This is a genomic window from Polynucleobacter sp. MWH-UH19D (assembly GCF_040409795.1).
Classification (GTDB): Bacteria; Pseudomonadota; Gammaproteobacteria; order Burkholderiales; family Burkholderiaceae; genus Polynucleobacter.
The window spans coordinates 1,065,860-1,088,113 of record NZ_CP099571.1; the positions used below are offsets into that span (position 1 = coordinate 1,065,860).

Here is a 22,254-nt window from a genome sequence, read left to right on the forward strand (position 1 = left end):
TAGACCTCGATGGTCCAGATCCTAGAGGGAGCTCCACACCGGAACCCCAAAATTACAAAGGAACTTTGGTCAACATGTCACGATCAGTCACGCCCGCAGCTACTTCGCGTAATGCAACTACCGTAGCTTTATCTCTAGACTCTACTCGTGGAGAGTGACCTTGAACCAATTGGCGCGCACGGTAGGTCGCAGCCAACACCAGTTCAAAACGGTTGGGGATAGTTTTAAGGCAATCTTCTACAGTAATACGGGCCATGCTGGACTCACTTAAATTAAATTCAATACCTATAGGATACTCGATTAAACCCCTAGACGCTGCAAAAGGGCTGGATTGCGGGCCATAGCAGGACCAGAACGCAGACGACTAGAAGCCAAAATGTGTTTTAAATCTAATAGAGCCTGCTCAAAGGAATCATTGACTACGATGAAGTCTGCCTCATGAGCATGCAAGAGCTCTACATGGGCGGCAGCCAACCGCCGTTGAATGGTTTCCTCATCATCCTGCCCTCTTTTTCGCAAACGCTCCTCTAGCGCCTCAATAGATGGCGGAAAAATAAAGATCCACTGCACCATTGGAATCAGCTTCCGAATTTGTTGCGCTCCCTGCCAATCAATCTCAAGCATCACATCATTACCTGCTTGCATCTGAGATTCAATCCATGGCTTGGATGTGCCATAAAAATGGCCATGCACTTGCGCCCACTCCAAAAAGTGACCTTGATCACGCTCAGCAATAAATGTTTCTGGAGTAGCGAACCGGTAATCTTTGCCATCAACTTCACCCGGTCTTGGCGCACGAGTGGTGGTTGACAGAGAGAGTTTTAATGCGGGGTCATCCTTCAATAATGCATTAACCAAAGAGGACTTGCCAGCACCAGATGGCGCAACAATCATCAACATGCTGCCTTGATAAGATGGCGTCGAGTTAGAAGTAGTCATATTTCAATAGCAATAAATTACTCTAGATTCTGAACTTGTTCACGCATTTGCTCAATCAATAACTTGAGTTCGAGAGCGGCTTTGGTGCATTCCTCAGAAACTGACTTAGAACTTAAAGTATTGGCTTCGCGGTTTAGCTCTTGCATCAAGAAATCCAGTCTCTTACCTACGGGGCCTTTTCCAGCAAGTGCTGTTTGTACGGTATTGAGGTGCGTCTTCAAGCGTGCGAATTCCTCAGCAACATCAATACGCACGGCATATAAAACAACTTCTTGTCGAATGCGCTCCATCAACTCGGAACCAATGCCTTTACCTAGTTCTTGGGCAGACAAAGATTCAGCCAAGCGCTCAGTGAGCTTATCTTGATATTGCACCACATACTCAGGAACTTTGGGTTCTATGTTGGCAATAATTTGATTCATCTTTATGGTGATATTCGTCAGCACGGTTACTAAAGCACTACCTTCAGCTTGACGACTCTTCATGAGTGCATCTAGTGCGGCGCGACCTGCTTCTACTGTTGCGGCAATCCAGCCATCTTCTTCACCACGTGGCTCAGCAACAATGCCAGGCCAACGCAAGATCTCACCAATGCTCAACTCTCTAGCTTTGGGAAAAATGGCTTGGGCACGCTCTTGCAAGGTATAAAGCGCATCCAAACGCTCTTTGCTGATCGCTCCCAAGGCATGCGCATCGCTTTGAGAGGCATCAGTAGCGCTAGGGTGATTCACTTGATTCGACTGATGAATACGCCAAGCTGCTCGGAACTCGACTTTGCCTCGAGATAGGGTTTGGGTTGTCATTTCTCGAAGCGCAGGCTCCGCAGCACGGCACTCGTCCGGAAGACGAAAGCCCAAATCCAGAAACCGGCTGTTTACAGCCCGGCATTCCACCTGCAGATCAGCTACTACGCCAGCCCCTAAGGAGACTTGACGAGAAGCGCTGCCATAACCAGTCATGCTCGATATCATATGGACATTGTAGATTCTTTATTTAGGACCGAACCATGAGTAACCCCAAGTCAGTCAATATTTCCCGTCCCAGCGGTCGCAAACCGAGTGACTTGCGTCCTGTCACGATTTCACGCAGCTTTACCAAGCATGCTGAGGGTTCAGTTTTGATAGCCTTTGGCGATACTAAGGTTCTTTGTACTGCCAGCATCTTAGATAAGGTACCTCCACATAAACGGGGTTCTGGAGAGGGCTGGGTGACTGCGGAATACGGAATGCTCCCACGCTCAACCCATACTCGCAGCGATCGTGAGGCAGCGCGCGGCAAACAATCGGGTCGCACTCAAGAAATCCAACGCCTGATTGGTCGTGCCATGCGCAGCATCTTTGACCTCAAAATTCTTGGGGAACGAACCATTCATTTGGATTGCGATGTATTACAAGCAGATGGCGGCACACGCACCGCATCTATTACAGGTGCTTATGTGGCCGCACGTGATGCCGTAAACCAGTTACTAAAAGCTGGCTCTTTAACCCAAGACCCTATTTTGGATAGTGTTGCTGCCATTTCAGTTGGCATCTACCAGGGCGTACCGGTATTGGATCTTGATTACCCTGAAGACTCTGCCTGCGATACCGATATGAATGTGGTGATGACTGGCAAAGGCGGCATGATTGAGGTGCAAGGTACCGCTGAGGGTGCAGCATTTTCTAGAAGCGAGCTGACCGCCCTGCTAGACCTAGCTGAGCAAGGAGTTCATGAGCTCACAAGGCTGCAAATTGAGTCACTGAAATAAGCTCTTATTAACCCTCTATCTGATGCAAAAGCTAGTTCTCGCCTCTAACAATGCGGGTAAGGTGCGCGAGCTTGCAGCCTTACTTGCACCTTTGCAATTTGAAGTCGTTCCTCAAGGCGCACTAGGCATTTCATCGGCAGAAGAACCACATCAGACCTTTGTTGAAAATGCTTTAGCCAAGGCAAGACATGCCAGCGCAGTTAGCGGTTTACCCGCTCTTGCTGACGACTCTGGAATTTGCGCCCATGCACTGAATGGCGCACCTGGTGTTTTATCAGCTCGCTATGCAGGTGAACCCGCAAATGATGCAGCAAACAATCAAAAGCTCATTAAAAATCTTCAAGAAAAAACAAATCGCGGAGCACATTATGTTTGCGCGCTCGTATTTGTAAACGGCGCTAGTGATCCTGAACCATTAATTGTGCAAACGCGTTGGTATGGCAAATTTATTGACGAGGCAAAAGGCGCTAATGGCTTTGGCTATGACCCACACTTTTTCTTGCCCGAACTAGGCTTAACAGCAGCAGAACTCTCATCTGAACAAAAAAATGCTATTAGCCACAGAGGTCAAGCCTTACGTGAACTCATTAACCAGTTACAGTCGCGCAAAGAAATACAACCCCAACGTGACTAATTTACAAGAACTGTTACAAACTCAAGCGGTAAGCCTAACAGCACTTCCGCCTTTGGCACTGTATATCCACTTTCCATGGTGTGAAAAGAAATGTCCTTACTGTGACTTTAATTCTCATCAGATAAAAAAAGGTGGTATCAATCAATCTGGTTTTGATGAGACACGCTATATCCAAGCACTCATCAAAGATTTGGAAACAGAATTACCCAATACTTGGGGTCGGCAAGTTCATAGTATTTTTATTGGCGGCGGCACACCAAGCTTATTGTCGCCAGCTGGCATGGACGAATTACTTTGCGCTATCCGCGCTCGAGTGAATTTGGAGCCCGACGCAGAAATCACCATGGAAGCTAATCCTGGGTCCATTGAAGCAGAAAAGTTTGCGGCTTTTGCTAAGTGCGGCATTAACCGCGTTTCCATTGGCGTACAAAGCTTTGATGATGAAAAGCTTCAGACTTTAGGACGAATTCATAATGGAGCTGAGGCGAAACAAGCTATCGCCATTGCTCTTAAGCACTTTAAGTCGGTCAACCTCGATTTGATGTATGGTTTACCCAATCAAAGCCTAGAAGATGCCAAAGTGGATGTGCAAACTGCGCTCTCTTTTGGAACGCCCCACCTCTCGTTCTACAACCTGACTTTAGAGCCCAATACCTACTTTGCAAACTATCCACCGAAGTTGCCTTCTGATGATGAGGTTGATGCCATTTTTGAGCAAAACTTAAACTTGCTGTCCGAGGCAGGTTATGAACGCTATGAAGTATCAGCGTATGCCAAGAAAAATCAAGAATGCAAGCACAATCTGAATTACTGGCGCTTCGGTGACTACATCGGTATTGGTGCTGGCGCACATGGAAAAATCTCTTTTCCGGATCGCATTACTCGCCAGATTCGTGAGCGACATCCAGAGACCTATATGTCCGCCATGGAAAGCAAAGGCAATGCACTCATCGAGTCAAAAGTAATTGAAAGCAAAGATCTTCCTTTTGAATTCATGCTCAATGCACTGCGCCTAACTAGTGGTGTTGAGACCTATACCTTTAGTGAACGTACTGGCTTGCCTCTCAGCGTGATTAGTAAAGCGTTAGCAGAAGCTAGCAAAAAGGGTTTGTTAGATGAGAATCCCAATACACTCAAGGCGTCCACGTTGGGTTTACGCTACCTTAATAATCTTCAAGAATTATTTTTGAACTAAGTTTTTTAGCTTAGAAGTTCATTTTTTAGAAATGAATTTATTTCCCACACCAAACTACTTGCTCGCCCTTTAAGAATGAGGCAACACCATTTTTAAAATCTGCACTGCCATATGTTTCTGAAATGAGATCCGTGCAGTCGGGCAATTGATTACGCAACAATCGCGCCATGGTGAGCTTACTCGACTTTTGAGTGATGGGCGCTAATTCAGAAAGTTTGTTGGCCAACGCATCTGCATGTTTAGCGAGATCTGCTGGTTCATAGGTGGCTAAGAGATAGCCTTGCTGCAGTAGCTCGGAAGCTGGTATGAGCTCGGCCAAGAGCAACATGCGTTTCACAATATTGATGCCCATATGAGCAATCAGCCATGCAACATTGGCAGCCGATAAACAATTTCCCAAAGTTCTAGCTATTGGGACACCAAACTTAGCGTCTGGAGTTGAAACACGAAAGTCGCAACAACTTGCAATTGCTAAACCGCCACCAATAGCCATTCCATCAATTACTGCGATTGTCGGAATAGGTAAAAGAGCTAAAGGGCTTAAATAGTTATCAATGCCCTCTTCATAGAGAACGCCATCTTGACCGCTAGTAAAACTGGCAAATTGTGCAATATCGCTGCCCGATACAAAAGACTTGCCACCTGCACCGCGCAAGATTGCAACTCGTACAGCGGGATTGTTTGACAGATCTTGGCAAATGCTTTTTAGACTTTGGTACATGCCAACCGTCATCGCATTACGTGCGGCTTCATGATCAAAAGTAACATAAGCAATGTTGTTGCGTAGCACAAGAGTGACTTGCGCTACGCGGTCAGCATTACCCTGCTTGTCCTGCAACATTAAATCTACTCAGCTTTAATGTTGAGGCCTTTTACCAAACGTTGATATTTTTGTAGCTCAGCATTCAAGAACAAGCCAAAGGCTGCTGGCGTTGCCGGACCCTCTGGTTGCAAACCTTGTGAATCTAGGGTCTTCTTAATCTGAGGATCTGCCATTGCTGCTTTAACTGCCTGATCAATCTTACTGACCACCGCAGGGTCCATGCCTTTTGGACCCATGACTGAGTACCAGTTAGTTACATCAAATCCAACAATACCGACTTCATTAAAGGTTGGAACATTAGGCAATATTGATAAACGTTTTGGTGTAGAAATCGCCAAAGCTTTTAAATTGCCATCTTTAATTTGCTGTAAGTTCGGTGGCAAAGTATCAAAGTTCATTGTGATTTGACCGCCTAGCAAATCAATAATAGCCTGGCCACTACCTTTGTATGGCACATGATTAATTTGAATACCAGCAATTTTGGCAAACAGCGCTCCAGCTAGATGTTGAGTGCTACCAATACCCGATGAACCATAGGTCATCTGACCTGGGTTAGCTTTGGCTAATGCAATCAGTTGGGATACGGAATTGACTGGCAACGATGATTTCACAACCAATACGTTGGGCACATAACCTAAATAGGTAATTGGCGTGAAATCAGTTGCTGGGTTGTACGGAACATTTGTTAAGACAAAGGGAGCAATCGCATTGGAATTAGAGTGCCCCACCAACAAGGTGTAGCCATCTGGAGTGGATTTAGCAATTTGGTCTGCGGCAATTGTTCCTGCTGCACCAGATTTATTTTCAACAATAACGCTTTGACCCAAAACCTCGCCCATTTTCGGGGCAATCGCTCGGGCCACAATATCAGTGCCACCACCTGGCGCAAAACCTACAACCAAGCGAATTGGTTTTGTTGGAAAAGCTTGTTGTGCAAAGCCAATGTTGGCCAATGCCAATAATGACAGCGAAAAAAATGTGCGCAGAACAGTTGTTTTGCTTAGTAGAGGCAGTGAAGCATTCATAAAAATATAGTCTCCAGGATTCTTTTATTTCTGTTTTATAGTGTTTGATACCATTAGATGTTGATTCTAAACACATAAAAACGATTGAGACAATGACGAAAACACCTACAGAGGGTCTGTCTAGGCCCCTTCCCCTTTCAGGAGTCCGCGTCCTTGATGTCAGCCAAGTCATGGCTGGTCCCTATTGCTGCATGCTACTTGCCGACTTAGGCGCAGATGTCATCAAAATTGAGCCGCCTGGTACAGGCGACCAAACCCGTGGAGCTATGGGATTCAAGATGAAGGGCTCAGATAGTATGGGCTTTTTGAATATGAATCGCAATAAGCGCAGCCTTACCTTAAATCTCAAAACTGAGGCAGGTAAAAAAATATTCTTTGAACTAGTTAAATCCGCCGACATCTTGGTCGAGAATTACCGACCTGGCGTTATGAAAAAACTTGGCATCGATTACCCATCATTACAGAAAATCAATCCAGGCCTGGTCTATGCGAGTATTTCTGGGTTTGGCCAAAGCGGTCCTTGGGCAGATCGCCCTGGATTTGACTTAATGGCACAAGCCATGTCTGGTGTCATGAGCGTCACTGGCTATCCCGATGGTCCGCCAGTGAAAGCAGGCGTTCCAGTAGCAGATATTGGTTGCGCCCTCTTTGCGGTCTATGGCATTTTGTCCGCCTATATCGGCAAAACCAACACGGGTGAAGGTCAATTTATTGATGCTTCGCTATTTGATTCTGCATTAGCGTTTTCGATTTGGGATACAGCGCAGTATTGGGGAACTGGCATAGAGCCTTATAAACTGGGCACAGCCAATCACATGAGCGCTCCCTACCAAGCTATGAAAGCTTCTGATGGCTACTTTGTGATGGGCGCAACCAATCAAAAATTATGGAAACTGCTATGTGACAAGATAGGCAGGCCAGAATTAATTGAAGATGCTCGTTTCAAGACCAATCCATTGCGCTTAGCCAATCGCCTCGAACTCGCATCCGAATTAGAAAAAACGTTTGTCACCAAATCATGCGTTCAGTGGGTTGATGAACTGCTAGCAGAAGGCATTCCAGCCGGACCAATCAATACCTATCCCGAAGCATTTGATAGCGAGCATGGCAAGCATCGTAAGATGCGCATGGAGATTGATCATCCAATAGAGGGCAAAGTCCCTAATATTGGTTTTGCCGTCAAGATGATGGGCACACCACAACAAGTTCGCAAACATCCACCGCTACTGGGGGAACATAATGCCGAATTGCTAGCAGAGTTGGGCATAGCCGGCGATGAGTTGAGAGCTCTTGAGGCTGGTGGCGCATTTGCACCTTAGTCACGTTTTATTTTTTGACTAGCAATCCATCTTGAAATGAAATTGGCTTAACCACCCCGAGGATAAATCGGTAAGCGAAAAATAAACTTTGCGCCGCCACCTTCGTTTGGCTCAAAACGGATAGAGCCGCCATGTCTAGTAACGATATGTTTACACAACCACAATCCTAAACCCATGCCTGTTTGCTTGTTAGTAGCAAGCAACTCAAATAGATGGCTCTGAGCCTCAAGAGGAATGCCATCGGCATTGTCCGCAATAGAAACCTCTATTTCATCACCATCTTTTAATGCTGTAATCGCCAATTGCTTGTGAGCTCGATTCGCGGCAACTAAAGCCTGTATGGCGTTATTAATCAAATTCAGTAATAACTGTTGAATTTCACTTGAGTCAGCATTCAATGCCAAACTCGGTTCAATATTCAGAACAGCTTGAATGTTTTTTGAGTGTATTTCTGGTTTAGCAATACTCAACACTGAGCTAATTAAATCACCCATTTCTATCTCGGTGTTTGTGGCATCACCCTCTGAGAAAATTGATCGCAATGAACGAATAATATTGGCGGCACGTTGATTATCAGCAAGCAAGGTTTCCAAAATTTCCTTATGAGTATCTAAACTTAAATCACCTTGAGTTAATTTCTTTTGTAAGAATTGAATATTCAAGCTGGATGCCCCCAGCGGTTGATTCAATTCATGAGCAATCGATGCCGATAAGGCTCCAGTACTTGCAGTTTTGTTAGCCTTTAATAAAGAACCTATGAGAGCCTCTCTTTCTTGAAGCAGACTCTTAATCTCCTCGTTTTCATGCCGAGACTCGGCATTGGCAAAGGCAATCTTTTCAGACCAATATCCACCTATGGCTATGTATGAGAGCGTATTCATTACCAACTGAGTAATGGTAAATAAAATCAAGATTTGCGGAATCTGCTCAACTTGGCGAATAGTAAAAGAGGATGCAACTACGATAAATAGGCGTCCGAGTGCAAAAAATAATTCTGCAGAACTCGCATACTGCATATATGCCAGCTGACTTGATGGCTCTTCTCTTCTTTTTTGTTTGATTTCTAATATTTGCCATATGTAAAAAATACTGGCAATGATGCACATGAAAGCTGTGCGGATTTCAAACGTACATGCGCCACGCATCCATTCAAAAACAATAAAAAATGCAATCGTAGAAACAACAAAGCTGACCTTAAGAAATCGGGAGACAGGTTTATTTAAAGATAAACAAAATAGACCCTGTAAAGCGGCAGCAACGTAAAACAAAGTATTGCCAATGGTGAAGTTGAATTGAGGATTGGCGATATCATCAATTACCAAAATACCGCTACCAAAAATAAATAGTGCTAGCACACTTGCTAACAAAGAACCTAACCAATAAGGGCTTGTCTTAACTCTATATTGCGATCGATAGTAGTGGTAAATACCAAAAAACAAGCCCATCTGAATAACGGCCAGAATAAAAAAATAGAGGGCTAGCAATAGTTTCATACCGCTATCGTACATCGAGCCTAGCTAATGACTAAAATCCTTGTAAATGTATTTAATGCGCTTATTCCTCCAATTCACCGCATCAACACTGCTTTGCTTAAATTCTGCCTACGCCCAGCTAAGCCTCAATAACGCAGCTAATAATTACCTCAAAAAGAGAGCGGATGCCTTCATGACAATTACTGGTTACTCGCTAACTCCAGATGTCACCACAGGCTCTTTATCAATCAGAAATGGCGGAGATAACTCTGACTTGCAGATGATCTCTCTTGGCGGAGGAGACCGTATCAGCGCAAACTTTCCACTCTATTTAGAGGGTACATTAGCCATCAATCGCTACAACCCCAGCTTTACTGATGGTATCGGTAATAATGCTCTGAATGTGCCCGTACATTGGAATAGTATTACTGGAACAGGAGGCATAGGCTGGGACTTTCCAATAACAGATGAATTACGCTTTAGACCAATTGCCAACGTCATGTTGGGTCACCTAGAAAGTGATCTATCTATTGCATCACGTATTATCGAGAATCGTACTGGCGTTGATATGCAATTTCTAAATGGCGGTCGCATGAATTCTTATGGCCTTGGTGGATCGGTGATGTTGGATTATGAAAACTACATGCCTAACCAAGAAATTGATGTAGAACTACGCTACACGAATATACCCGTGAGAACTTTTGACTCCTCCACAGCGGTTCAAGGTTCAGCCGACTCTCAGAGCGTCGCAATATGGGCTCGCAGCAGAGTGCCCACACCAGTTACCCTATTAGATCGACCATTGCGCGCAGTATTTGAGTTAGCTCATACAGAATTTTTGGGGGATTTACGTGGCGCATTAGGATTTAATTCTCTCTCATCAGTCGGCACAGGTATTGAACTAGATAGAAGCGCTTCAGATCCAATTTTTAGCAGAATTCGCTTAGTCTTTCGCTATCAATTTGGTCTAAACGTACATGGAACTTCGATTGGATTGGCTGCGAGCTTCTAGTAGAAACAAGTAAGCATGAAGCGATATATTCCCGCATCTCTAAATGGCCTTGCATCACTGCTATTCTTGGCTTTGTGGTGCGGTAGCGCCTATGGCGTTGATCTTCAACCCAACGACATCGTTGCGCCATTGCCTAATAAGAATTATTTAAGTCTGTCTTATCAAAATAGCCAGAACACTACTTTTTATAAGAATGGCTCAGTAGTGACTACTAGGCCATATGGCAACCCCGTCATTGATACTAATGCTGCATTCGCCAGAGTTTCTACCACCTATGAAATTGCTAGCCTTCCAGGCGTCTCTTATGTACAGCTTCCCTACGGCAGCATTACTACCGCAGGCTCATTAAGCCCTTATGCAGGTGATACTGGGTTTGGCGATATTTCACTTGCCACCGCAATTTGGCCCTACTCTAATCGGGAGTCAAGAACCTATCTTGGTGTCGCAGGTTACTTTTTAATGCCAACCAGTAAATATTCAAACCAAACTGTATTTAATGTTGGTGAAAATCGCTATAAATCAGACATACAAATGGGATTTCAGAGACCTATCGTAGATAGTGTTGATGCTGCCATAGCGGTTGATACCATGTGGTACGGTGGTAATAGTCAGTGTGCCGCCTTATGCGGATCTACAACCAATCAGTCGCTTACTCAAAAACCTTTGACAACGATTCAGGTTGGACCAATCTACAAGATCAACCAAATCTACACCGTTGCTGTGACGTATTTTTATGTAGCTGGGGGTGCCACCTTGATCAACAATCAATATCAAAACAATGTGATCAATACTCAACGTTATCTACTTAGCGGTCAAGCACACACACCAATTGGCAGATTCTCATTGCAATATGGTCGTGACATGGAAATCAAAAATGGCTTTATGCAATCAAGACTTCTTCTTGCACGATACTCGGTTGAATTTTGAGTATTGAGAGATTGGCGGAAGAGGTGAGATTCGAACTCACGGACCTATTACAGTCGCCAGTTTTCAAGACTGGTGCATTCAACCGCTCTGCCACTCTTCCGTATCATGTGAATCGCGATTGATTCAAGACCATAATTATAAAGAACTTTTGATTTGAGCCTCTAAATACCTTGCTATGGCAAGACTAGAGGTAAGTCCTGGGGACTCAAAGCCATATAGGTTATAGAGCCCCTGCATTTTGTGCTCCTGGGGGGTGCTGAAGCAAAAATCTCCAGCCGGGGAGTTGGGCGGAACAATTTTGGCCCTCACTCCTGAATAATCTGGCTGCAAAGAACCATCTTTTAAACCGGGCCAATAGCGCCTTACCGCTTCATAGAAACCATCGCCGCGCTTTGGGTCCACGGTGTAATCAATTTGATCTTCTAGATCAATGTTGAGCCACTCAACATCTGGCCCAAACTTGGCTTGACCACCCATATCTAAGGTTAAATGCACACCCAATCCGCCGGGTTCTGGAATTGGGTAAATTAAATGATTAAATGGTGATTTTCCAGAAAGGGAAAAATAATTTCCTTTTGCAAAATAGGCTTTGGGTATTTGCTCTTTTGATAAACCCTCAATTTTTTGCGCAACCGCTGGCGCACTTATGCCAGCGCAGTTGATTAGCAGCTGAGTTTGAATTTGCATGCCATCAGCTCCACCAACCTCTAATAGGTAACCGTTTTGTGCTTTGTCTCCAATAGGCTTTGCACTAATCAGTGGTGATTGATAAGCCACCATACCACCCGCATCCTCAAATCCACCTAATAAAGAGAGCATATAGCCGTGGCTATCAACAATCCCAGTGGTTGATGACAAAATTGCGGCGGAGCATTTGAGATTTGGCTCTAGAGCCTTAGCCTCTTCCCCTGAAATGAATTTAATCTCAGGAACACCATTGTTTTGGGCTTTATACAAAATAGCTCGCAAATCATCTATCTGCGCCTCATCGCTGGCAACAATCAATTTGCCATAAGGCTGGGTGGCAACTTGATGGTCACGACAATATTCATATAAGAGATGATTGCCTTGCACGCAAAGCTTGGCTTTAAGAGAATCTTTTGGGTAATAAATACCAGCGTGAATGACTTCGCTATTTCTGGCGCTACTAATCGTGCCGAAGGCATTCTCTCGTTCGAGCAAAATGGTTTCGCGACCTTGCAATGCCATCTCCCTGGCAACGGCCAAACCCACTACGCCAGCGCCAATGACGACGCAATCCACCTGCTCCATTACTTGTCTCGCCTTATTTTTGAATTATTAGTGGTTTATTTCTAAATATAGTGAAATCCTAACATTTTCAGTGTTTTAGGGTGTTTTTATAGGGTTCTTGATAAAATCAGCCCATGTCTTCAAAGCCCATGCAAATAGCGAAAGATCTACCGACTACCTCTCACGCGGCTGCGGACATCGTTTTAGATACCGCATATCAAAATATCAGCGAACTTGAGTGGCAAGAGCTATTTTCATTTGCAAAAAAATCTCGCCTACCTGAATTCATTACAGACCTATTCAGCGGCAAACACGTCAATCAAAGTGAAGATCGTCCTGCACTTCATTCTGCCTTGCGTAATCTCTCCAAAACACCAGTCATTTTAGATGGTCAAGATGTCATGCCATCCGTCACCAAAGTCTGGCAACGGATGGATGCCTTATGCAATCAGTGGGTTGGCGTAACAGATGTCATTCACATTGGCATTGGCGGCTCTGACTTTGGGCCTCGTTTGACAATTGAAGCTTTGGCTCACGTATCTAATATCGAGAGTCGTGGAATGCGCATGCACTTCTTAGCCAATATTGATACCGCTGAATTAGCCCGCATCCTTACCCACGCACTTCCACATAGCACGCGGGTCATCATCGTCTCTAAGTCATTCACTACTTTAGAAACCACCATGAATGCAAAAGCCGTAGTAGCTTGGCTTAAAAACAGTGGGCTAACACAAAGTCAGATTAACAAAGTCTTATTCGCGGTTACCGCCAATATCTCGGTCGCTAAATCTTTTGGCATTGATGAAGAGCATATATTCCCATTTTGGGATTGGGTTGGCGGCCGTTACTCAGTTTGGTCTGCTGTTGGTTTACCCATCGCATTGCAATATGGATTCAAAACTTTTGAGGAATTCTTAGCGGGTGCGCATGCAATGGATTTGCATTTTAGAAATTCGCCTTTAGAAGATAACCTTCCGGTCATTATGGCGCTTGCGCTTTTGCATCAACAAGAAAAATACGACATTAAATCTTACGCTGCAATTCCGTATGCAGATGCACTAGATTGGTTTCCAAAATGGTTGCAGCAACTCGATATGGAGAGTAACGGCAAGAGTATTGGCAAAGATGGCAAGCCTGTTAAGCACTCATCACCAGTGGTTTTTGGCAGTGCTGGCAGTAATGCGCAGCACTCTTATTTTCAGCTATTTCACCAGGGCCCTGAGGTAATTCCGATTGACTTCATTGCGGTTCGCAAACCGATGAGCAATAGACCAGAAGCTACTGCACATCATCGTATTTTGCTTTCAAACTGCTTAGCGCAAGCTCAGGCTTTAGCCCATGGCAAGCATGCCAACAATCCAAATGATGTTTATCCTGGAAAGCGCCCTAGCAATTTATTGCTATTACCTGAACTCAATGCTTATTACTTAGGCGCGCTTCTTGCTCTTTACGAAAACCGCGCCGCGACATTAGGCGCACTTTGGAATATCAACAGTTTTGATCAACCGGGTGTAGAGTACGGCAAAATTTTGGCAAAGCCAATTGAAAAGGCACTTGATAGCGGTTCTCAACATATTGATGCAAGCGATAGCATCGATGCCGTTACTGCTGCACGTATTAATTTATTAAATTCTTAGTCTACCGAGCGGTCTACACGACAGTTATTTAAAGGTTTTTTCATGGAACTCTCCCCTTCAATCTTCAAGGCTTACGATATTCGCGGAATCATCGACCAAACTTTAGATCCATCGATTGCCAAGCTAATAGGCCAGGCCTTTGGCACTGAGATGCGCGAACTTGGTGAAACAGAGATTGTGATTGGTCGGGATGGTCGCCTCTCTGGACCTAGCTTGATTGATGCCCTAACAGAGGGGCTACTTTCAACTGGAGTTCATGTGATCGATTTGGGAATGGTCGCCACGCCCATGGTCTACTTTGGCGCTAATCAAGTACTCAATGGTAAATCCCCCAAATCAGGAATCATGATTACGGGAAGTCATAATCCACCCAATTACAACGGCTTTAAGATGGTTCTGGGTGGCGCAGCAATTTACGGCGATCAAATTCAAGCTCTCCGCAAGCGTATTGAAGCTAAACAATTTGCTGCCGGTCATGGCGCTCGCACTACTTTTGACATCTTTCCAATGTACTTAGAGCGCATTGTCAGCGATGTGAAATTAGCCCGCCCTATGAAAATTGCCGTGGACTGTGGCAATGGTGTAGGTGGCGCTTTCGCTGGCAAGTTATTTACAGCGCTCGGGTGTGAAGTGCAAGAGCTCTTTTGCGAAGTGGATGGAAAATTTCCCAACCACCATCCGGACCCAGCGCACCTTGAGAATCTTCAAGATCTCATCAAAAATCTTCAGACCACTGACAATGAGCTGGGGCTTGCGTTTGATGGTGATGCTGACAGATTGGGAGTGGTCACTAAAGATGGTCAAGTTATATTCCCTGATCGTCAGATGATGCTATTTGCTGAAGATGTTCTATCGCGAAATCCTGGTGGTCAGATTATTTATGATGTCAAATGCACCCGCAACCTCGCCAATTGGGTGACGCAACATGGGGGCGAGCCTTTGATGTGGAAAACCGGGCACTCTTTAGTGAAAGCAAAACTCAAAGAAACTGGTGCCCCTCTTGCTGGTGAAATGTCTGGGCATATTTTCTTTAAAGATCGTTGGTTTGGTTTTGATGATGGCCTTTATACAGGCGCACGTTTGCTAGAGATCCTCTCAAAGGTAAAAGACCCAAGCAAAATATTGAATGACCTACCAAACGCTATCTGCACTCCGGAATTGCAACTGGCCTGTGCTGAAGGTGAGCCATTTGAATTGCTTGAAGTTATTAAAGCCAATGCCACATTCCCCACTTCTCAATCGATTAATACGATTGATGGTGTGCGTGTTGAATATGCTGATGGTTTTGGTCTAGCCAGACCATCCAATACAACCCCTGTAGTAGTGATGCGCTTTGAGGCGGACAATGAAGAAGCGATTGCACGTATTCAAGGGGAATTTAAAGCCGCATTACTTGCAGCCAAACCAGATGCAAAATTGCCGTTTTAGTGTTTCATGCTCCCTGCATAACGATATCCATTGGATTATGATTTGGCATGAGCACAACTGTTAGCACCCCCATTTCCTTTGATTACCCGCAGCAAGACTCTGCGGGAGTCACCTGTACTGCACAAGCTTGGGCTAAAGTTCCATCGCATCTAGCCGCCTCTGAAAAGGCAGTCGTCGTTAATCGCATTAAGCAACTATTGATCGAGAAAGATGCTGCTTTAATTGCCCACTACTATGTAGATGGTGATATTCAAGATTTAGCCTTATCAACGGGTGGATTTGTTGCCGACTCTTTAGAGATGGCACGCTTTGGTAAAAATCATTCAGCCAAAAATCTAATCGTTGCTGGTGTTCGATTTATGGGTGAAACGGCTAAAATTTTGAGCCCTGAGAAACGGATCTTCATGCCTGACCTTGACGCTACGTGCTCGCTTGATTTGGGTTGTGATGCTAATGATTTTGCAAAATTTCGAGCGTTACATCCAGATCGTGTAGTTGTGGTCTATGCGAATACCAGTGCTGCAGTGAAAGCTCAAGCTGATTGGATGGTCACTAGCTCTTGCGCACTTGCAATTGTTCATCAACTCAAAGTAGATGGCAAAAAAATTCTTTGGGCACCTGATCGCCATTTAGGTCGCTACATACAAGAGCAAACAGGTGCCGACATGTTGCTATGGAATGGGGCATGCATTGTCCATGATGAGTTTAAAGCGGCTGAATTGGAGATTCTGAAAACAGCCCATCCGGATGCCAAGATTCTAGTCCACCCAGAATCTCCGCAAGCAGTAGTTGATTTGGCCGATGTTGTAGGCTCAACTTCCGCCATGATCAAAGCTGTTGTGGAAGGTAAAGCCACTGAATACATCGTGGCGACCGATAAAGGTATCCTGCACCGCATGCGTCAATTAGCACCCAATAAGAAACTCATTGAAGCCCCTACCGCAGGAAATAGCGCCACCTGCAAAAGTTGTGCACACTGCCCATGGATGGCTATGAATGGTTTACAAGGCATTCTGAATTGTTTAGAAAATGCATCTGGAGAAATATTTGTAAATGAACCTATTCGCACTCAAGCCTTGGGCTGCATCGAACGCATGCTAGACTTCACTACCAATCACCCTGAATTATTAGCAAAAGCGCAACATGGTTTTGTCAAAAATATTGGCGCCGCTTAATTGTTTAATATCCATATTCAGCACGTCGGCGTCCATTTAATCCTCACTTCATGTTTGATCACAACGAAACCTTAGAACAAGCTCGTCAACGCAATATTCATGATGCCTTAATGGAAGATATTGGCGTTTGCGACTGGACCGCCAAACTCGTTCCAAATAAACCCGTACAAGCACAATTAATTGTTCGACAAGATGCTGTTCTATGTGGCGTTGATTGGTTTGAGGGCACCTTAAGAAGACTTGATCCTAAGGCAAAAATCACATGGCACTACATTGAGGGTGACTTCATGCAGGCCGATAGCAAAGTTTGCGACATTAATGCTGACTCGCAAGCGCTTTTGTCAGCAGAGCGTACTTGCATTAATTTTTTACAAACCCTATCTTGGACTGCGACCATTACTCGTCAATACGTAGAGGCAATCTCGGGCGCCAGCCCTAATGCAAAAGGTTGCGCTGTACTAGATACTCGCAAAACCATTCCTGGATTACGCCAAGCCCAAAAATATGCAGTACGTATTGGCGGAGGTCAAAACCAACGCCTAGCCTTGTGGCACGGCATTTTGATTAAAGAGAATCACATTGCAGCTGCTGGCAGCGTGACTGCTGCACTTAAGAATGCACTAGCCCTAAATTCCGGCGTAGATATTCAAATTGAAGTGGAAAATTTTTCCGAGCTAGAGGAAGCGCTAGCTGCAGGTGCAAAAAGTATATTGATTGATAACTTCACAACTGATCAGATGAAAGAAGCAGTGGCTATCGCTGCTGGCCGCGCCTTACTGGAAGCCTCTGGTGGCATTAACTTAGATCAAATGCGAGCAATTGCAGCCACAGGCGTTGATCGTATCTCCCTTGGAAAACTGACCAAAGATGTTATCGCAGTAGATTTCTCGATGAGAATTCTAGGCTAGAGTGCACACCTTAAACTTAACCTTCTTGCAAATTTTCCACGCTCTCAACCTGAGGGGTCAAAATCGTAGGGTATGACACTGCCCAAGTACCTGGATAGTCACGACTGTAATGAAGACCCCTACTCTCTCGACGCATCAGGGCTGATCGCACAATCAATTCAGCGCATTCAAGCAAGTTACGCAACTCTATCAAATCCCGTGTCACTTTAAAGTTAGCGTAATACTCTTGCACTTCATAACGCAATAACTTAATGCGATGCAAGGCACGCTCTAATCTTCGATTGGTTCGTACGATACCAACATAGTTCCACATCAATGAGCGCAATTCATCCCAATTGTGAGAAATCACAACCTGCTCATCAGCATCTTCAACTTGACTCTCGTCCCAAAGCGGTAATTCTGGCATCGCCAAAGTTTTGAGCGCCGAAATATCTTCGGCTGCAGCCTTACCAATCACCACGCACTCCAAAAGCGAATTACTTGCAAGTCGATTCGCTCCATGAAGGCCGGTATAGGTTGCCTCGCCTACTGCATAAAGCCCAGGCAAATCCGTGCGCCCCTTTAGGTCAGTAACTACACCACCGCAGGTATAGTGAGCAGCTGGCACAACAGGAATCGGCTCTTTGGTGATATCCAACCCAAGACTTAAACAACGCGCATAGATCATTGGAAAATGCTCTTTGATAAATGCCTCACCCAAATGCGTTGCATCTAGATGCACATAATCTAATCCGTGTTTTTTCATCTCAAAGTCAATAGCGCGAGCCACAATATCACGCGGTGCCAACTCTTTGCGATCATCATGTGCTGGCATAAAACGCGTACCATCAGGCAGTTTTAGCAACCCGCCTTCACCACGCATGGCTTCAGTAATGAGAAATGTGCGGTCGCTAGGGTGATACAAACATGTTGGATGAAACTGAATAAATTCCATATTGCCTACACGACAACCTGCTCGCCATGCCATCGCAATACCATCACCTGTCGCAGTATCTGGATTGCTGGTGTAACGATATACCTTACCAACCCCTCCAGTAGCAAGTACTACTGACTTTGCGGCAATCGTCTCAACGCGATTATTTTTAATATCGAGAGCATAGACACCATAACAGCGATTGGGTTGAGTTCGCTGGGTTTTTAGATCCAATTGTCGATTGGTGATGAGATCTAGGGCGATCCAATGCTCCAAAATCTGGATGTTTTTGTGAGCTTTTGCTTTATCAAGCAATACTTCATGAATCGCTTTTCCTGTTGCATCTGCAGCATGGGCAATGCGTCGATGGCTGTGTCCACCCTCACGCGTCAAATGCAAGCCCATCGGTCCTGATTTATCTTCAGTAAATGGCACACCCTGTTCAACCAACCATTTAATCGCCTGCGCACTCTCCTCAGCGATATAGCGCGCGGTAGATTCGACAACCAAGCCAGCACCAGCATTTAAGGTATCAGCAACGTGAGCATCAATACTGTCATGCTCTTTATCGACAACGCCAACAATACCTCCTTGAGCCCAAGCTGTTGCTGCCTCCCCTAAACCACGCTTTGCCATCAAAATGACAGGCTGATTCTCTGCCATATGCAAAGCCACGGTTAAACCCGCAAGACCTGCCCCAATAATAAGAACGGGCAACTCATTTTGAGTACTTTGAGCTTGAGTTGAAGAATTAAAACTGGCCATAAGAGGGTTATTTTAAGGGGCAATTAAGGAAAGTGTTTATCCCTTCATATCCCTGTAGAAATTTTCATGGGATCCGACAGGTTCCAGATGAACCAGTCTCAAACCACCATCAAGAATGAGGGTTGTCAAAGTAAAAATGCCGTCATGAAGACGGCATTTTTAGTAGGTTGGCAAAGTCCTTAAACATTCACTGTTAGCATGGGTCCGTTTGGAGCATTTGTCCCGTAGCCAACCACTTTGGATGGCTCGCCACCTTTAGTGAGCTTGACTGCGCAGTACTTAAACTCTGGAATCTTACCAAAGGGGTCTAAAGCTGGATTGGTTATCAGATTTGCAGCAGCCTCATAGTACGCAAATGGGATAAAGATAACTCCTCTTGGGGTCCCATCATCTCTACGAACATGAATGCCGACCTCACCACGTCTAGACTGTACGGTAATCACATCACCAGCGGAAACGCCAAGCTGAGTCATATCCTCACCATTCATTGAGACTGTTGCCATTGGCTCAATTGCATCAAGCACAGTTGCACGACGCGTCATACTACCAGTATGCCAATGCTCAAGTTGTCGACCTGTAATTAATACAAATGGGTATTCAGAATCTGGGCGCTCATTGGCTGGAATAATATCTGCAGGAACGAGTTTCACCTTGCCATCGGGCGTTGCAAATTCATCGTCAAATACGATTGGACGGCCTGGATCTTCTAGAGATAAGCAAGGATAAGTAACACTAGACTCTTTCTCCAAACGATCCCATGTAATCCCTTTAATTGCGCCATGCATTGCTTGCCGCATCTCCTCATACACTTCTGCAACTCCGGCGTCAGGGCCTTGATAATTCCAATTAAGACCCATACGTTTTGCAATTTCTTGAATGATCCACAGATCCGCTCTTGCATCACCAGGTGGCTCAACCGCTTTTCTGCCCATTTGCACCATACGATCGGTATTGCTAGCAGTACCGACTTTCTCTGGCCAAGCGCTAGCGGGTAATACGACGTCTGCCAACAGTGCAGTCTCGGTCATGAAAATATCTTGTACCACCAAATGCTCAAGAGAAGCTAATGCATGTCGTGCATGATTTAAATCCGGGTCGCTCATCGCTGGATTTTCACCTTCGACATACATACCGCGGATTTTGTCAGGGTCACTATCGGGCGAAGTGATCTTATGCATAATTTCAACAACAGTGTATCCAGGCTTCTTATCAAGTGGCGTATTCCAGAACTTCTCAAACCAAGCATGAGCTTCTGGGTTATCAACACGCTGATAGTTTGGGAACATCATTGGAATCAATCCAGCATCACTGGCGCCTTGAACATTATTTTGGCCACGCAGTGGATGTAAACCTGAGCCTGGCTTGCCAATTTGGCCAGTGATACTTACTAGCGCAATTAAGCAACGAGCATTATCCGTGCCGTGAACGTGCTGGCTAACACCCATGCCCCATAAAATCATTGCCGATTTAGTGGTAGCAAACTCTCTAGCTACTTCACGCAAAGTCTCAGCTGGAATACCACAGATCGGCGCCATTGCTTCTGGACTATAGCCTTTGATATTCTCTTTCAGGGCGTCAAAGTTGTTTGCGCGGTTAGCGATAAAGTCTTTGTCAGCTAAACCCTCTTCAATAATCGTGTAGATCATGGCATTGAGCATTGCCACATCAGTATCAGGCTTGAACTGCATGGTCCGCCATGCATGTTTACTAATCTCTGTTTTACGAGGATCACACAGTACCAACTTAGTGCCACGCTTAGCGGCATTCTTAAACCAGGTTGCAGCAACCGGATGATTAGCCGTTGGATTGGACCCAATCAACATGATCAAACTAGAATGCTCTACATCGTTGACTTGGTTACTTACCGCACCCGAACCGACACCCTCTAAGAGCGCAGCAACAGATGAGGCATGACAAAGACGAGTGCAATGGTCGACGTTATTGCTACCAAATCCGGTACGAACAAGCTTTTGGAATAAGTAAGCCTCTTCATTACTGCCTTTAGCGGAACCAAAGCCCGCTAATACTTTCAGACCATGCTTATCTTTGAGTTCTTTTAATTTTCCGCCCGCGAAATCCAGGGCCTCTTCCCAACTTGCCTCACGGAAGATATCTGACCAATCTTGCTTGCCTTCCAAAATGGACTCGTCTTTGGGTACACCAGGTTTGCGAATCAGCGGCTTTGTTAGACGCTGTGGGTTATGGATGTAATCCATACCAAAGCGTCCTTTGACACATAAACGATTGTGATTAGCCGGCCCATCACGGCCCTCAACACTCACAATCTTCTCATTCTTCACGTTGTAGGTAATTTGGCAACCCACACCACAGAACGGACAGACAGAGTCGACTTTACGATCAACCGCTTGAGAACCAATCAAACCTTTAGGCATCAATGCGCCTGTTGGGCAGGCTTGTACACATTCTCCACATGCAACACAAGTGCTCTCGCCCATTGGATCATTTAGATCAAACACAATTTCACTATGAGCGCCACGCATTGCGTAACCAATTACATCGTTTACCTGCTCTTCACGACAAGCACGAACGCAACGATTGCACTGTATACAGGCATCCAAGTTGACTGCCATCGCTGGGTGCGAAAGATCATTGCTGACTTTTTCACGTCGCAATGCTTTGAGTTCCGGACGTACAGTCACATCCATGCGCGCCGCCCAAGTACTGAGCTCACCATGTTGATGTTTTTGCTCTGCCTCACTTGATTCGCCTACCCACTTAAACCCTTCATCCGGCATATCGGAGAGCAGCATCTCTAAAACAAGCTTCTGACTCTTCAGAGCTCGCTCACTATTGGCTTTGACTTCCATGCCTGCGGTAGCAGTTCTACAGCAACTTGGTGCCAATGTTCGTTCTCCATTAATTTCAACTACGCAAGCACGGCAGTTGCCATCTGGACGATAGCCATCTTTAAAGCAGAGATGCGGAATATCAATGCCATGACGTTTTGCAGCCTTGAGAATTGTTTCGCCTTCATAGGAAACAATGGTCTTACCATCTAATTTAAATTCGACAGTCTGCAATTCAAGTTCTTTTGGATTGGTTGGTGCGTTCATATGTGTCTCG

The 22,254-nt window shown here is 45.2% G+C and carries 19 protein-coding genes and 1 tRNA gene; 10 read left to right on the forward strand and 10 right to left on the reverse strand.

The features are described 5' to 3' along the window. Window positions 1–52: 52 nt before the first annotated feature. From rpoZ to NHB34_RS05430, 3 genes are read right to left on the reverse strand one after another with little or no spacing between them, the layout of a single operon-like run. A complete protein-coding gene (gene rpoZ / locus NHB34_RS05420; protein ID WP_011902918.1) occupies window positions 53–256 on the reverse strand; it encodes a DNA-directed RNA polymerase subunit omega in 204 nt (67 codons plus the stop codon). Between the two features lie 44 nt (window positions 257–300). Then, window positions 301–939 (reverse strand): guanylate kinase, encoded by a 639-nt coding sequence (gene gmk / locus NHB34_RS05425; RefSeq protein ID WP_353426622.1) that lies wholly within the window; start codon window positions 937–939, stop codon window positions 301–303. Between the two features lie 17 nt (window positions 940–956). Beyond that, window positions 957–1,910, reverse strand: a complete 954-nt coding sequence (locus NHB34_RS05430) for a YicC/YloC family endoribonuclease (RefSeq protein ID WP_353426623.1) — start codon at window positions 1,908–1,910, stop codon at window positions 957–959. A gap of 35 nt (window positions 1,911–1,945) precedes the next feature. On the opposite strand from NHB34_RS05430, the gene rph reads away from it, so the two are divergent. Genes rph through hemW form a run of 3 tightly spaced genes read left to right on the forward strand, consistent with a single transcriptional unit; the run spans window position 1,946 to window position 4,515 of the window. After that, entirely contained in the window at window positions 1,946–2,686 is a 741-nt protein-coding gene (gene rph, locus NHB34_RS05435) for a ribonuclease PH (protein ID WP_353426624.1), read from the forward strand. 22 nt (window positions 2,687–2,708) lie between these two features. Then, a complete protein-coding gene (rdgB, locus tag NHB34_RS05440; RefSeq protein ID WP_353426625.1) occupies window positions 2,709–3,320 on the forward strand; it encodes an RdgB/HAM1 family non-canonical purine NTP pyrophosphatase in 612 nt (203 codons plus the stop codon). Next, a complete protein-coding gene (gene hemW / locus NHB34_RS05445; protein WP_353426626.1) occupies window positions 3,313–4,515 on the forward strand; it encodes a radical SAM family heme chaperone HemW in 1,203 nt (400 codons plus the stop codon). Before rdgB ends, hemW begins: the two co-directional genes overlap by 8 nt. Before the next feature lie 37 nt (window positions 4,516–4,552). Here hemW and NHB34_RS05450 read toward each other — a convergent pair whose 3' ends face one another. After that, window positions 4,553–5,356: an enoyl-CoA hydratase/isomerase family protein gene (locus NHB34_RS05450; RefSeq protein WP_353426627.1), complete on the reverse strand. Its 804-nt coding sequence runs from the start codon at window positions 5,354–5,356 to the stop codon at window positions 4,553–4,555. 5 nt (window positions 5,357–5,361) lie between these two features. Beyond that, the gene (locus NHB34_RS05455; RefSeq protein ID WP_353426628.1) at window positions 5,362–6,363 is read right to left on the reverse strand and encodes a tripartite tricarboxylate transporter substrate binding protein; all 1,002 of its coding nucleotides are present in this window, start codon (window positions 6,361–6,363) and stop codon (window positions 5,362–5,364) included. Between the two features lie 92 nt (window positions 6,364–6,455). Between NHB34_RS05455 and NHB34_RS05460 the strand changes: the two genes are divergently transcribed. Further along, entirely contained in the window at window positions 6,456–7,682 is a 1,227-nt protein-coding gene (locus tag NHB34_RS05460) for a CoA transferase (protein WP_353426629.1), read from the forward strand. Between the two features lie 47 nt (window positions 7,683–7,729). Here the strand turns inward: NHB34_RS05460 and NHB34_RS05465 are convergent, their stop codons facing one another. Continuing rightward, window positions 7,730–9,190, reverse strand: coding sequence for a HAMP domain-containing sensor histidine kinase (locus NHB34_RS05465; RefSeq protein WP_353426630.1), 1,461 nt, complete (start codon window positions 9,188–9,190; stop codon window positions 7,730–7,732). A 40-nt stretch (window positions 9,191–9,230) separates the two neighbouring features. On the opposite strand from NHB34_RS05465, the gene NHB34_RS05470 reads away from it, so the two are divergent. Both NHB34_RS05470 and NHB34_RS05475 read left to right on the forward strand, forming a co-directional pair. After that, window positions 9,231–10,166, forward strand: coding sequence for a hypothetical protein (locus NHB34_RS05470; RefSeq protein ID WP_353426631.1), 936 nt, complete (start codon window positions 9,231–9,233; stop codon window positions 10,164–10,166). Window positions 10,167–10,181: 15 nt separating this feature from the next. Beyond that, on the forward strand, window positions 10,182–11,093 hold the full coding sequence (locus tag NHB34_RS05475; protein WP_353426633.1) for a transporter: 912 nt from the start codon (window positions 10,182–10,184) through the stop codon (window positions 11,091–11,093). 12 nt (window positions 11,094–11,105) lie between these two features. On the opposite strand, the gene NHB34_RS05480 is transcribed toward NHB34_RS05475, so the two are convergent. Both NHB34_RS05480 and NHB34_RS05485 read right to left on the reverse strand, forming a co-directional pair. After that, window positions 11,106–11,193, reverse strand: a tRNA-Ser gene (locus tag NHB34_RS05480). 35 nt (window positions 11,194–11,228) lie between these two features. Next, window positions 11,229–12,365 carry an NAD(P)/FAD-dependent oxidoreductase gene (locus tag NHB34_RS05485; RefSeq protein ID WP_353426634.1) on the reverse strand — a complete coding sequence of 379 codons (1,137 nt, stop codon included), beginning with the start codon at window positions 12,363–12,365 and terminating at the stop codon, window positions 11,229–11,231. A gap of 113 nt (window positions 12,366–12,478) precedes the next feature. Here NHB34_RS05485 and pgi point away from each other — a divergent pair, with 113 nt between their 5' ends. Genes pgi through nadC form a run of 4 tightly spaced genes read left to right on the forward strand, consistent with a single transcriptional unit; the run spans window position 12,479 to window position 17,492 of the window. Next, window positions 12,479–13,981: a glucose-6-phosphate isomerase gene (gene pgi / locus NHB34_RS05490; protein ID WP_353426635.1), complete on the forward strand. Its 1,503-nt coding sequence runs from the start codon at window positions 12,479–12,481 to the stop codon at window positions 13,979–13,981. Window positions 13,982–14,023: 42 nt separating this feature from the next. Beyond that, complete coding sequence (locus NHB34_RS05495) at window positions 14,024–15,409, forward strand: phosphomannomutase/phosphoglucomutase (RefSeq protein WP_353426636.1); 1,386 nt, start codon at window positions 14,024–14,026, stop codon at window positions 15,407–15,409. 47 nt (window positions 15,410–15,456) lie between these two features. After that, the gene (gene nadA, locus NHB34_RS05500; protein WP_353426637.1) at window positions 15,457–16,584 is read left to right on the forward strand and encodes a quinolinate synthase NadA; all 1,128 of its coding nucleotides are present in this window, start codon (window positions 15,457–15,459) and stop codon (window positions 16,582–16,584) included. Between the two features lie 50 nt (window positions 16,585–16,634). Further along, a complete protein-coding gene (gene nadC / locus NHB34_RS05505; RefSeq protein WP_353426638.1) occupies window positions 16,635–17,492 on the forward strand; it encodes a carboxylating nicotinate-nucleotide diphosphorylase in 858 nt (285 codons plus the stop codon). A 16-nt stretch (window positions 17,493–17,508) separates the two neighbouring features. Here the strand turns inward: nadC and nadB are convergent, their stop codons facing one another. Together nadB and fdhF are read right to left on the reverse strand one after the other, a co-directional pair. Continuing rightward, a complete protein-coding gene (gene nadB / locus NHB34_RS05510; RefSeq protein ID WP_353426639.1) occupies window positions 17,509–19,170 on the reverse strand; it encodes an L-aspartate oxidase in 1,662 nt (553 codons plus the stop codon). 179 nt (window positions 19,171–19,349) lie between these two features. After that, complete coding sequence (gene fdhF / locus NHB34_RS05515; RefSeq protein WP_353426640.1) at window positions 19,350–22,244, reverse strand: formate dehydrogenase subunit alpha; 2,895 nt, start codon at window positions 22,242–22,244, stop codon at window positions 19,350–19,352. Window positions 22,245–22,254 lie beyond the last annotated feature (10 nt).